The sequence below is a fragment of the Pelotomaculum propionicicum genome, assembly GCF_048984525.1.
Classification (GTDB): Bacteria; Bacillota; Desulfotomaculia; order Desulfotomaculales; family Pelotomaculaceae; genus Syntrophopropionicum; species Syntrophopropionicum propionicicum_A.
Genome location: NZ_JBMGJC010000008.1, coordinates 143,343 through 156,208, shown reverse-complemented (window position 1 = coordinate 156,208; position 12,866 = coordinate 143,343). Strand labels below are relative to the sequence as shown.

The 12,866-nt window shown below is 52.4% G+C and carries 12 protein-coding genes; 10 read left to right on the top strand and 2 right to left on the bottom strand.

Annotated elements, in window-relative coordinates; all coding sequences use genetic code 11:
* Positions 1–490 precede the first annotated feature (490 nt).
* The 10 genes from ACOBQJ_RS10650 (at position 491) to ACOBQJ_RS10605 (ending at position 11,394) form a co-directional block, all read left to right on the top strand.
* Positions 491–1,693 (top strand): hypothetical protein, encoded by a 1,203-nt coding sequence (locus ACOBQJ_RS10650; protein ID WP_421071742.1) that lies wholly within the window; start codon positions 491–493, stop codon positions 1,691–1,693.
* A complete protein-coding gene (locus tag ACOBQJ_RS10645) occupies positions 1,690–2,925 on the top strand; it encodes an MBOAT family O-acyltransferase (protein ID WP_421071741.1) in 1,236 nt (411 codons plus the stop codon). The genes ACOBQJ_RS10650 and ACOBQJ_RS10645 overlap by 4 nt, the downstream gene beginning before the upstream one ends.
* Positions 2,926–3,183: 258 nt before the next feature.
* On the top strand, positions 3,184–3,639 hold the full coding sequence (locus ACOBQJ_RS10640; RefSeq protein WP_421071740.1) for a MarR family winged helix-turn-helix transcriptional regulator: 456 nt from the start codon (positions 3,184–3,186) through the stop codon (positions 3,637–3,639).
* An 86-nt stretch (positions 3,640–3,725) separates the two neighbouring features.
* The gene (locus ACOBQJ_RS10635) at positions 3,726–4,910 is read left to right on the top strand and encodes an efflux RND transporter periplasmic adaptor subunit (protein ID WP_421071739.1); all 1,185 of its coding nucleotides are present in this window, start codon (positions 3,726–3,728) and stop codon (positions 4,908–4,910) included.
* Between the two features lie 29 nt (positions 4,911–4,939).
* Positions 4,940–5,596 (top strand): HlyD family secretion protein, encoded by a 657-nt coding sequence (locus tag ACOBQJ_RS10630; RefSeq protein WP_421071738.1) that lies wholly within the window; start codon positions 4,940–4,942, stop codon positions 5,594–5,596.
* Between the two features lie 160 nt (positions 5,597–5,756).
* Positions 5,757–7,370: a DHA2 family efflux MFS transporter permease subunit gene (locus ACOBQJ_RS10625; protein WP_421071806.1), complete on the top strand. Its 1,614-nt coding sequence runs from the start codon at positions 5,757–5,759 to the stop codon at positions 7,368–7,370.
* A gap of 113 nt (positions 7,371–7,483) precedes the next feature.
* Positions 7,484–8,224 (top strand): WecB/TagA/CpsF family glycosyltransferase, encoded by a 741-nt coding sequence (locus ACOBQJ_RS10620; RefSeq protein ID WP_421071737.1) that lies wholly within the window; start codon positions 7,484–7,486, stop codon positions 8,222–8,224.
* A 175-nt stretch (positions 8,225–8,399) separates the two neighbouring features.
* Positions 8,400–9,494, top strand: a complete 1,095-nt coding sequence (gene csaB, locus ACOBQJ_RS10615) for a polysaccharide pyruvyl transferase CsaB (protein ID WP_421071736.1) — start codon at positions 8,400–8,402, stop codon at positions 9,492–9,494.
* 222 nt (positions 9,495–9,716) lie between these two features.
* The gene (locus tag ACOBQJ_RS10610; RefSeq protein WP_421071735.1) at positions 9,717–10,127 is read left to right on the top strand and encodes a hypothetical protein; all 411 of its coding nucleotides are present in this window, start codon (positions 9,717–9,719) and stop codon (positions 10,125–10,127) included.
* 52 nt (positions 10,128–10,179) lie between these two features.
* Positions 10,180–11,394 (top strand): LCP family protein, encoded by a 1,215-nt coding sequence (locus ACOBQJ_RS10605; protein WP_421071734.1) that lies wholly within the window; start codon positions 10,180–10,182, stop codon positions 11,392–11,394.
* Positions 11,395–11,481: 87 nt separating this feature from the next.
* Here the strand turns inward: ACOBQJ_RS10605 and trhA are convergent, their stop codons facing one another.
* Both trhA and ACOBQJ_RS10595 read right to left on the bottom strand, forming a co-directional pair.
* Entirely contained in the window at positions 11,482–12,132 is a 651-nt protein-coding gene (trhA, locus tag ACOBQJ_RS10600) for a PAQR family membrane homeostasis protein TrhA (protein ID WP_421071733.1), read from the bottom strand.
* Between the two features lie 137 nt (positions 12,133–12,269).
* On the bottom strand, positions 12,270–12,866 hold the full coding sequence (locus ACOBQJ_RS10595) for a lysine exporter LysO family protein (protein WP_421071732.1): 597 nt from the start codon (positions 12,864–12,866) through the stop codon (positions 12,270–12,272).

The following is a 12,866-nucleotide window of genomic DNA, read 5'->3' as shown; positions in this document are numbered from 1 at the left end:
GATAGCGGAAATTATTGGCGGGCTAAACCCCGCCCTACAACTGGCAGGCGTTCAAAAAGCGTGTCAAGGGGACGGTTCTCGTGACACGTATTTCAGCAGACTCGTGTCTTAACAAACATACTATGACAGAGGAATGGTCACACCTCTCTCATATGTATTTCTGTATGCTGAGGAATGTCCCCGATCGGGATCAGGTTAGAGATACGTCCCCGATTGGATACGTCTGACGACCGACGACTGAATTTGTAGGTGCGGCTTCAGCCGCACAAAACCCGATCTGCAAGGTGGAGAAATATCCTCGATTTAAAGATGCGATATTGGTTATACGCCCGGGTTATCATCACGATAACCCGGGTGTTTTTCTTTATCAGGTGAGACAAGGGTAAGTTTTTTTGTACCCCACTCTTTTTGCCAGATAAATTCCAGAAGGGTATCTCTCGGGTTTTGTCGAAAGAAAACAACTTTAGTACTTTTTTTCGGGGTATAGAATATGCGGCAGAAAACTGTGGGGAGCATTGTTTTTATTGTTTCCCTAGCTCTATTTTTTTTCATTTCCAACAGCCTGGCCCTGTGGTATGTTTTCCACCAGATGGGCTTTGACAGCAGCTTCCGCTTTGAGGACGGCTCCCATGTAAAGAGCGATGTCCTCGACCTCTACGTGGAATACGTGGCCGGCCAGGGCGGGTATAAAATCGCCGTGATCGGTGACTCGGTCGTCCAGGGGGCCGGTGTGGCGGAAAGGGAGCAGACTATCACCGCCCACCTGCAGGACGAGCTGCGCGGCAGCTATTTAAAGTCAGCCAGGGTGTTTAACTTCGGGCTGCCCGGAGGCCGGCCCGCCGACCTCTACATGACCGTTAAGAAGCTGCATGAGGCCGGTGCGGCACAGATGGTCGTCGTCAACATATCCTACCCCTTCTTTTCCGCTGAAATGACCAAGACCCCCCTCCTCTATTTTAAAGTATGGTCGCCAGGTTTATCAGAAGATGAGAAGAAAGAACTGAAAGTCCCCGCCAATATAGCCTCCGCGCAGGCGTCTCAGACAGTTTCAGCGGGTACTGGCGGCAGCCAGGATATAGAGAATAACATGCAAAAAACAATAAGCCGCTATTGGGCGGTCTACCGCTTCAGGCAGGAATTGAACAGGTACCTGTTTGGCGGACAGCCGACGGTCAGGGGAAAGGTCTACCTTGACCTGGCCCTAAACGGTATAACGCCCGCCGCGGCACAGCCGCCCGGGGAGCCTCAACCGGAGGAGCCTCTTTCTGAAAAGGACAAGCCGGAAAACAAGTATAAGGTCTGGTACAGTTTTCCCTGGAGCGCCCAGGACCGGGATCACCTGAAAAACGTTTTTAATATTAGCGAAAAAGATAATGTCAACTTCAAGTATTACCGGGAACTGTGCCGCTACCTGGCGGAGAACGACATACCCGCCGTAATTTTTATGAGCCCGGTGAACCACGGCCTGCTGCAGCAGTACAGTCTTCTTGATTACGACGCGTTTAGGATCAATACAGGCGTTATCGAAAAGGTGGCGGCCGGCAGCGGCATCATGTTTCTAAATTACCAGGAAGCTGTATCCCCGGATTTATTCCACGATTCCATGCACATGCTTGACGGGGGAAACGCCCTTACCGCCGGGCTGCTCAGCCGGGATCTGCGGCCTTTGATAGAAGGAGCAGGAGTCAGATGATCTTTAATACGTGGGTGTACGGCGCTTTCCTGGCTGGTTTCTTTATCCTGTACTGGGCTGTTCCCCCCAGGGGCCGCACTGCGGCGCTGCTGGCGGCGGGACTGGTCTTCTATACGTATTATCTCCCCGCCCACACATTGCTGATAGCCGCGCTGATCCTGGCGACATACGGCCTCGGCGCACTAATAGACAGGTTGAAAGCGGTGGAAGCAGGTGCGCCGCCAAAAGGGTTTTTAAATGTAAAAACCGTCTTTGTATTGTCGCTGTCGCTCTGCCTGGGTGTGCTGGCTTACTATAAATACCTCGACCTGCTGGCTGCAACTTTTGACGGCCTGATTTTACTGCTGAGGTTTGGCGCTCCCTATCAGGTGCCGGATATCGTCATCCCCCTCGGCCTTTCATTTTTTGTATTTGAATTCGTCCACTACCTGGCCGAAATCTATAAAGGGACCACCCCCAGGGGCAGCCTGGCCGAATATGCCGCTTTCGGGCTTTTCTTCCCTACTCTGGTGGCCGGTCCAATCAAGAGGTTCCAGCCTTTTCTGGAGCAGCTCCGCAGCCCGGCCGGCTTCAGGATCGAATACGTGAGCGAAGGGCTGTATCGTATACTGATCGGGCTGGGTAAAAAAGTAATTATCGCCGACAGCATGGCAACCTTCACAGGCCCGCTGACCAACCCTTTAAACGCTGCCGGCGCCGACTACTGGGTGGCTGTTTACGCTTTTGCGATAAAAATATACTTCGATTTTGCCGGTTACTCCGACATTGCTATCGGCAGCGCGAGGCTGCTGGGCATCCGGGTGCCGGAAAACTTCAACCGGCCTTATCTCCAGCAGAATATATCAGCTTTCTGGAACCACTGGCATATGTCCCTGAGCAGCTGGATCAAGGACTACCTTTACATACCGCTGGGCGGCAACAGGGGGACACTCCTCTTTACAACAAAAAACCTTATTATCGCCATGGCCCTGTGCGGGCTCTGGCACGGTGCCGCCTGGAACTTCGTCGTGTGGGGCCTCTACCACGGGGCGGGTATGGGCCTGTACAGGATATACAGGAAAAAGGGCGCGCCCCTGATAAAATATATCGAGATGCTGCCGGGGCCGTTGATAAAAGCAGTGTCGGTGTTTATTACTTTTCATTTCGTATGTATCGGCTGGATTTTCTTTGCCGCTGATTTAAACACTGCCTTTCAGTTTCTTGCTTCTCTTATCAAGACCTTAAATTTATAGTGCGCGTGGTGATTTTTTTGGGCCAAACAATTATTTTTAATGTCCTGAAAGCTCTCTTTATAACCCTGGTAGTGATTTTGACCGTGCTTTTCGGCACAGGGCAGGAGTCAAGGTTTATCTATACCGATTTTTAAGGTTTATGATGGTATTTGGGGCAATAATATTAACATCAGACAATCCTTGACAACGTTAAAATGTAAACATATACTTAATCCAGTGAACCATTAAAAAGCATAAGAATCATTGGCAGGAGGTACAATGGTGTACAGCCCAAGCAGAAAAGAATTCTTTACCCGCCTGGAAGGCGTCCTGATGGAAATTGGCCGCCGGATACACGTCGAGTTTGACGCGCACATGGTATCCGGCATAACAGGCAGCCAGTTTTTTGTCCTGCAGAAGATCAACGCCAAGGGCAGGCTGACTGTTTCCGAGGTGGCTGACAAATTGTCGGTATCCTTGAGCGCCATAACCGCTTTGGTTGACAGGCTGGTGCAGGCCGGCCTGGTCGTCAGGAGCCGTGATGAGAAGGACCGGCGCCTGGTCTGGCTTGAAGCCACGGACAAAGGAAAGGAAATCCTGAGCAGATGCATCGAGGGCAGAAGGCAGGTAGCGATAAAATATTTTGGCCAGCTTCCCGATCAGGACCTGGAAAAACTGCTCGAAATATACGAAAAAGTCCTTACCACGTTAAAATCGGAAGAAAAAAACAGGTAAGGGGATCCTTACATAATTTTCGGTGAAAACTCTGAATTCCATACAGCCAGACAACTAGTTGAAAAGGGTAAGGAGAGATACCGGCATTGAAAAAGTCTATAATGATTGCGGTCGGCCTGCTGGTTATGGTTACCTTTGCGCTGGCCGGGTGCGGCGCAAAAACAGGCGGTAAAAAAACCGGCGGCGGTGTTGTAGATAAAACAACGGCCCAGGTTGGCCGGCTGAGCGGCGGGACAGTTGTAAGCGGCAAACTGGAAGCGCTGAATTCCGCCAACGTGGTGCCCAAAACGGCCGGCAGGGTAGCCACTGTCATGGTGGACGTGGGGTCGGAGGTAGCCGGGGGAGACCTGCTGTTAAGCCTCGACGCGGCAGACCTGGAGGCTTTAGTGGAATTAAACGCGGCGCAGCTGGAAAAAGCCAGGAATTCAGATCTGCCTGCCCAGAAAAACAGTGCTGAATTCAACCTGGCCAACTCCGAGGCGCTTTTTAAGACCTGCGAGGCAGATTACGAAAGGTACAAGCAGCTCTTCAGTTCCGGCTCTGTCTCCAGCCAGCAGTTTGAGCAGGTGGAAAAACAGTACCTGCAGGCCAGGGCATCCTACGAGAGCGCTCAAAAAGCCCTGGAGATACTGGTAAACGCGACCATTCCCGAAACAATCAGGCAGTACGAGGCCCAGCTGAAAAAGGCCCGGGCTGATTTTGCGAACACTGCGGTAAGGGCTCCCTTCAGCGGGGTTATAACGGCCAAAAATATCAACCCCGGCGAGATGGTCAGCCCCACCGTGCCGGTTATTTCCATAGTCAACCTGGATACTGTCATGGTTCAGGCCAACGTCGGCGAGGACCAGGTAAACGCTATCCAGGTGGGCCAGAAATTAATGGTTAGAGTAAGCTCGGTGCGGGAAGAGCCTTTTCCCGGCACTGTCACCAATGTTGCCCAGGCGGCCAGTCCGGCCACCAAGGCTTACCCGGTAAAAATTGTTATAGAGAACCCGCAGCATATTCTTAAGCCAGGCATGTTTGCGGAGGTGGCTTTAAACACCAGTGAAGAAGAAGGCATCATCATACCGGAAGAAGCTCTGGCACAGGATGAAAACGGAAGCTTTGTCTGGGTAGTGGACAACGGCAGGGCGGCCAGGCGCGGCGTAGAGGCCGGTCATTCGGACGGCAGGTATGTTATCATCAAATCAGGCTTGTCAGAAGGCGAAACAATAGCTGCAACAGGCATTGACACTTTGCAGGACGGTATGGAAGTCACTGTGCAGGATTGATCCGGCTCTTTCGAATGGAGAGATAATTCATGAAAAACAAAAAAATTCTTTACCTGGTGCTGGCCCTGATGATCGTTACCCTGGCTGTTGTAACCGCCGTGTATTGGTATAACAGCAGCCACTACGTGGATACGGAAGACGCCAGGGTGGAGGGGACTATCGTCAAGGTAAGCCCGCAGATCTCCGGCAGGATCTCCGAAATGAACGTGTCCGAAGGGGACAATATAAAAGAAGGGGCGATTATAGCCCGCCAGGTTGATTACCAATTGACACCCGGCCTGAACCTGGACCTTTCCGTGGTTAAGTCGCCCATCACCGGTACTGTGATCAAAAAAATCGGCAACGTCGGCGAAGTCGGCGCACCGGGCTCTCCGATAGCCATGGTGGCTGACCTGAAAAGCCTCTACATAACGGCTAATATCGAGGAAACAGAATTGCACAAGGTCAAGCCGGGGCAGGATGTGGAATTCACCATAGACAGCATCCCCGGGGTTAATTTCAGCGGGCAGGTTATTTCCATCGGGGAGGCCACGGTTTCGACATTTTCACTGCTGCCCTCGCAGAACACGAGCGGGAATTTTACCAAGGTCGTACAGCGCGTTCCTGTTAAAATCAGCATCAAGAATTACCAGGGACAGCGCCTGCTGCCCGGCATGAACGCTATCGTCCGCATTTATATAAAATAGGGGGATCGCTTTGCAAAAGCCAACCAGTACCGGGCCGCCTGAAGAAGGGCGGCAGGGGCCGGGCGGCGCTTCTCCGGGCGGGCAGGCTCCCGGCGCCGGGGAAGCCCGCGGGCCGGACAGACCTGGCGGCAGCCCGCCGGGAGCAGGGGGAAAGATCCCCATGGCGGCCCTGCTGACACTTATCATAGGCGCTTTTATGGCCATCCTTGACGGCAGTATTGTCAACGTCGCCCTGCCGAGAATGATGGCCATATTCGGTTCCACCGCCGACGAGATCCAGTGGGTGTTAACAGGTTATATGCTTGCTTCCGGCGTGGTAATACCTGTTACCGGCTATTTAAGCGACCGGTTCGGCGGCAAAAAAATATACATAATTTCACTGGGCGCCTTCACCGCGGGATCAGCCCTGTGCGCCCTGGCCTGGAGCAATAATTCCCTGGTAGTGTTCAGGGTGTTCCAGGCGGTAGGCGGCGGGATGATGATGCCGGTGAGCATGGCCATGATTTATTACATCGTGCCCCGGGACAAGATAGGGACAGCCCTGGGGATATGGGGCATTACAGCTATGCTCGCCCCTTCCATCGGGCCGACCCTGGGCGGCTACCTGGTGGATAACTTCAGCTGGCAATGGATTTTCACCATAAATATTCCCATCGGCATTGCCGCGGTGTTTCTGTCCATGGCCATCCTGGACGAAACACCTGTAAAATCCGGGCTTAAAGCTGACTTTCCCGGCATAGTGTTAAGCGCCGCCGGGTGCTTCGCCCTGCTCCTGGCCCTCAGCGAAGGGCAGGACAAGGGCTGGACTTCATTATATATCGTAAACCTGCTCATCTTCGCCGGTTTTACCCTGACCGCTTTCGTTATCTGGGAATTGATTACCGATCACCCCATGCTGGATATCCGCCTTTTAAAAAATATAACCTTCACGGCCAGCCTGGTCTGCATCAGTATCGCCACTATCGGCTTGTTTTCCGCCATATTCCTGGTGCCTCTCTTTGTCCAGAACGTACAAGGCCTGACCCCGCTGCAGACAGGCTTAATGATGATGCCGGCGGCCATGGCCTCGGGTATCATTGCGCCCGTAAGCGGCAAGTTATTTGATAAGATAGGCGCCCTGCCCCTGTGCGTGGTGGGGTTAACGGTGACTATCATCACTACTTATCAACTGCACACTATCACCTATGATATAAGTTACAGGGATTTGCAAATGATCCTGATCGAAAGGTCCCTGGGCCTGGGGTTATGCATGATGCCCCTTACGACGGCCGGAATGAACACCATCCCTCATTTCCTGATCGGGAGGGCTTCAGCTCTCGGCAATACCGTAAGGCAGATTTCCGCTTCGTTCGGCATCGCCTACCTGACTTACGTAATGCTGCACCGGCAGGAGTACCATGCCGCCTGGCTGGCTGACTCGGTAAACTGGAGCTCACCGGCGGCCACCGGCGCCATACAGCAGCTGCAGGGCCTGCTTATGCAGGCAGGCTACAGCCCGCAGGGCGCGACCGGCATACTCGGCGCCCTGGTAATGCGGGAGGCCCTGATCTCGGGCATAGCCGACGCTTTTGTGGTCAGTACGGTAATCGTAGCCATTGCTCTGCCTTTTATTTTCTTTCTGAGTAAGAAACGGGTTGAGATACAGAGGGCCGCGGAATACAGGCGTTATGCCCACCTGGCGCCCGCCGGAGGGCCGCCGGGAGGAGCGCCCGGCAGGGGGGCGGGCCGGGCTCCGGCAAACACGGGATGCCGGCTGTATCGCCAGGGCCCGTGAAAGCCTAATGAGGCGTGGTGGGGCTTACTATTGCACTGGTGTGGAGAATTATCGAGAACTGTGGTAGAATAGTCCAGAGCGTAAACCAAGAAAAACAAGGGGTTTTTTACAGGATGAGAGTAAATCTCCTTGGTGCTGATATAGATGCCCTGACTATGGAAGAGACAGTGGAGCGTGTGGCCGGCCTGATTAGGAACTACCGGCCGTTCCGGGTTATGACTTTGAACCCGGAATACATTTACCAGGCCCAATTTGACAGAGAGCTGCTGGACCTGGCCCGGCGCGCGGATATAGTTACTGCGGACGGGGAAGGGATCGTCTGGGCCTGCCGGGTGGCCGGCTACCCTGTGCCCGAACGGGTGACCGGGATCGACCTGATGCTGAGGCTGGTGGAAAAAGCCGCCTTATGCGGTTGGAGCGTCTATCTCCTCGGGGCGGCTCCCGGCGTGGCCGCCGAGGCGGCGGACAGGCTCTGCCGGGACTACCCGGGGCTGAAGGTGGCCGGCAGCTATCACGGCTTTTTTCAGGAGGATGAAGAGGGCCGGGTAGCGCAGGAAATAAAGAAAACCAAACCGGACCTGCTTTTTGTGGCGCTGGGAGCGCCGAAGCAGGAGATTTGGATAGACAGGCACCTGGGAAAAACAGGAGCGAGTGCCGCCATAGGGGTGGGAGGAAGTTTTGATGTCCTGGCCGGAAGGGTCCAGCGTGCCCCGCACTGGGTTCGCCGCCTGCGCCTGGAGTGGCTGGCCCGTCTTGTAAGGCAGCCCTCGCGGTGGCGGCGCCAGCTGGTCCTGCCCCTCTTTGCCTGGACAGTAATCAAGAGATATAAACTTAAAAGAATTGCACAGGATTAACAGGATTATCAAGATTAACATGTTAAAAAAAGTATAAAAGTAATTATAATTCGTTAATATCTCGATAAATTTGTCAAGAAAGATACGATATTTAGAATTTAAAATAAATTAAATCCTGTAAATCTCTTTTTAATCTTGTAAATCCTGTGAAATTGTTATTTCTGGGAGTATGATTATGCCTAAGGTGGTAATCTCGGGGTATTATGGTTTTCACAACAGCGGCGACGAGGCAATACTGTTTGCCATGCTCATGGCCCTGCGGGACGTTGTTCCGGACCTGGAGGCAGTTGTGCTGTCCAGGGATCCGGCTTACACCGCCCGGGAATTCGGCGTCCGCTCCATTCCCAGGGATAATCCTTCCCAGGTATTTAAAGCGCTGGGGGACTGCGACCTTTTAATAAGCGGCGCCGGCGGGCTTTTACAGGATATCAACGGCCCCAGGAGTATAATCTATTACCTCGGCGTGGTTTTAATGGCCAGGCTGTTAGGCAAACCCGTTTTCTTTTACGCGCAGGGATTTGGGCCTGTCAGTTCCGCCATCGGGAAAGCGCTGGTGCGCCAGGTGGCAAACCGTGTTAACGGCATTACGGTAAGGGATCCCGATTCCAGGGATGAACTCAGCGCCCTGGGAGTAACCAGGCCCCTGCTCGAAGTTACCGCCGACCCGGTGCTCGGGCTGGACCCGTCCCTGGTGGACAAAAGAAAAGGGCGGGAAATACTGACCCGGCTGGGCGCGGACAACCGCCCCGTGGCTGGGATATCAGTAAGGCCCTGGAAAGGGCTGGACGGATATAAAGAGGTAATCGCAAAGGTGGCTGACGACCTGTTGGAGGAAGGTTGGCAGGTCCTGTTCGTCCCGATGCACTGTCCCGGTGATGTAACAACATGCCGGGAAGTTGCCGCCCGGATGCGTGGGAGCGCTTTACTTCTTGAGGAACAGGCCGATTATATGAATATAATGTCAGTAACGGCCAACCTGGATCTGGCCGTCGGCATGAGGCTCCACTTCCTTATTTTCAGCGTGATTTTCGGGGTGCCGGTGGTAGGCATTCCTTACGACCCCAAGGTAAACCGCTTTTTGCAGTCAGTAGGTCTGCCAGACGGTTTCAACGCGGAAAAACTGGACTATAAGGAACTTTCAGCGGGGGTAAAGAATGTCCTCAACAACAGGGGCAGGATTAGCGGCGGCCTGATAGCAAAGCTAGCCCCCCTGCGTACCGAGGCGCTGAAAAACGCCTCTCTGGCGGCCGAACTTTTAAGGTCCGTTTAGCGTCTAAACTTTAATAGAGAGTATTGGCGGGATAAATCCCGCCCTGCAAGAGAAGAGTGCAGGTGCGTCTTCAAGGGGTTCAGGTTTTATTACATCTTGCAAGGTCGCTGAACATGATATACAATTTATCAATATGGGCTCAGGCCAGTTAATCCCGCCCAGCATCGTTTAGCAGGATTTATGGCGCTTATGTCGAACTTTTTTTGCCAAGGGGGAGTCATAATGAGACTGAACAAAATTAAAACGATTATACTGGTACTGCTGATTGCGGCGGGACTATTCATGGTTTATACAGCCTTTGCCGGCGCGGCAAGCGATCCGGGCGGCAGCGGCGACCCTCTGGTAACCCAGAGCTACGTCGACCAGTATGTCCAGTGGAAAGTGGTTGAATTAGATACGGGCCAGGTATTAAAGGGCTATGCGGGAACAGAAATAATCGTCAGGCGCGGACAGGCGGTTATTATTGACCCGGTCGGCAACGGTATTCCCGATCTCACCGCGGGCGCGGATATTTTCGCGGGCAGCACGGTACCCAACAACCACCTGCTGGTAATACCGCGGGAAGACGGGCGCGCTGTGGGCGCGAAGTCCGCTATTGTGGTAATGTACCGGGGAGGGGCTTCAGTACACTAATCAGTTGAATGCATTATTGTAATCGACTGAATGCTAAATGAGGTGGAATGAAGTGAACAAGCCGAAGCGAAGGCTTAGGAGAAAAGTTCCTTTTATTATCTGTTCTTTACTGTTGGCAGCCCTGCTAGCCGCGGGCTATTATCAGGTCAATAAAATACTAAATCCTGGGGATAGCATTGGTGGCATAACTATTCCCACACCATTAGGAAAACGGACCAACGTGCTCCTCCTGGGGATCGACGCCCGGCAGGGGGAAACCATGGCGCGGACAGATTCCATTATTATGGCCAGCATAGATCCCAAGACCAAGCAGATAGCCCTGCTTTCCATCCCGCGTGATACCAGGGTTAACATACCCGGGCACGGCTGGGATAAAATCAACAGCGCCAGTGTTTATGGCGGTCCGGAGCTGACCACGAGGGTTGTTTCCGATCTGTTGGGGATATCGCTCAAGTATTACGTTATGACCAATTTCAGCGGTTTCAAGGATATTGTAGATACGCTGGGCGGCGTCACTATTGATGTTGAGCAAAACATGTACCATGAGGATGAAACCGATTTAGCCAACGAAATTAACCTGAGAAAAGGCCTGCAGCGTCTGGACGGAGATAAAGCGCTCCAGTACGTCAGGTACCGCGGCTATGTGCAGGGAGACATAGACCGCACCAAGCACCAGCAGGTGTTTTTGATGGCCCTGGCCAAAGAAATACTCCAGCCCAGCACCATACCCAAGCTGCCGAAGCTGATACCAGAGATCAACAAGTATGTTAAAACCAATGTGGGCACCAGCGACATGGTTAAAATGGCTTCAACATTAAAGAGCATAGAAGACTACAACATGGTTGCCCAGACCCTGCCGGGAAGAAATATAGATATTGGCGGCGGAAGTTACTGGGGTGTTGATCCTTCCGAAGCCAAGCAGATGTTGGCGAAGCTCTTCAATGGGGAGATTACCACTGATATTGTCCTGAACACACCGCTCAGCGGCCAGTATGCTCCTCCTGTAGAAACGGAGGAAGAACAGCAGGCCGATGATACAAAACAGCAGGACGGGTCCAAGACCGGCCAGAACCCGATCAAGCCGGCTACTTCCAAACCCAAACCGGGAACAACGGACGGCACGGAAGGTTCAGACTCCACGGACGGTTCAGGCCCATCGGTAATCATAACGCCTGTGGAGGATGATGACACGGGAACATCCTCCGGGTCTGATAAAACCGGCACAAGCGGCAGCAGCAAAACTACCAAAAAACGGACTTCAACATAACAATAATCAGGGGGCGTCATTAAATGACGCCCCCTCATAGTGTCGACAAACTCAACCACTCGAAAAGCAACATGGAGACTTGTTAACTTAAAGCGGGACAATATATTCTAAAATCATGACAAAGTGGATGATGCTTCCAGCCATCACAAAAAGGTGAAATATTTCATGGAAGCCGAAGCGGTTGGGAAAGAAATTAAAACACCGGGTGGCATAAATAATAGCCCCGATGGTGTAGGCAACCCCGCCGGTGATCATTAAATAGACCGCCCCGGCAGGAAGGTTGTTAAATAGCTGCAGGAAAGGCACCAGCGCTATCCAGCCCATGGTGACATAGAAAACGGTGGAAACATAGCGCGGGATCCTGATAAACCATATTTTGAGGAGCACTCCGGCTAAAGCCAGAGTCCAGACAGCGATCAGCATCGCCCATTTCCATGCTCCGGTAAGGCCATAGAAGAATACGGGAGTATACGAGCCAGCGATTAACAGGTAAATGGCAACATGGTCAAGCTTCCTTAAAATCTCAACTTTGCGCGGCGAAGTTTTAATCCAGTGGTATAAGGAGCTTGCCCCGTATAAAAAAATAACGCTTATGCCGTATATGGTCATGGTGACCAGCTTGGAGACGTTGTTCCTTGATAATATGACCAGGAAAACCAGGCCCACTATTGAGGCGATGAATGTTACAAAGTGGGTCAGGGCGTTCCCCGGCTCTTTTATCTTATATTTTTCCTTCATAACCATGCTTCTTTCAGATTAACAGGGTTGATTGATTATATTATTTTATCACGTTTTTAATAATTTCCTGCCTGGAAAGTATAAATTTGTTGACAGAAAAATAAGCCTGTTAATTGCCTTTCGGCGCCGCCCTGGTATTAAAGGTTAATCAATAACGGGATCAAAAACGGTACAAATGCTGAAAGAGTAGTTCCATTAATAATCGCTATAATAGCGGTATCGGTGTCAGTGGATTTTGCTATCAGGGGCAGAGTAGTATCCATGGTGGTAGCGCCTCCGGGGGCTACAGCCGCCAGCCTGCCAAACCTGGCCGCAAGGACCGGTATAACAATAAATGATATAATCTCTCTCATAACATTTGACAGGAAAGCCAGCGTACCTGTCTCCAGGCTGTATATTTTGGTAAGCAAAACACCTGAAAAGCTGTACCAGCCAAAGCCCGCTCCGATTGCGGACGCCTCCTTGAGAGGCATGCCGATAAACACACCCGCCGCGATAGAACCCAAAATGCTCCCGACAGCAACCAAAACCGGTACCAGCATAACCCGCCAGCCCATCAGGCACAAACGCGGCCAGACTTCTTTTTTACTGCCTATGTCAATGCCGATACCGACGAGCAAAAGGCATAGCGCCGCGGTGGTAAGGGCATCAAGGTGGCTTACCAGTTCGACGGGCAGGACCCATCGCCCGAGGATTAAACCCGCGCCAATTGACAGGACCACGAAATAGATCAT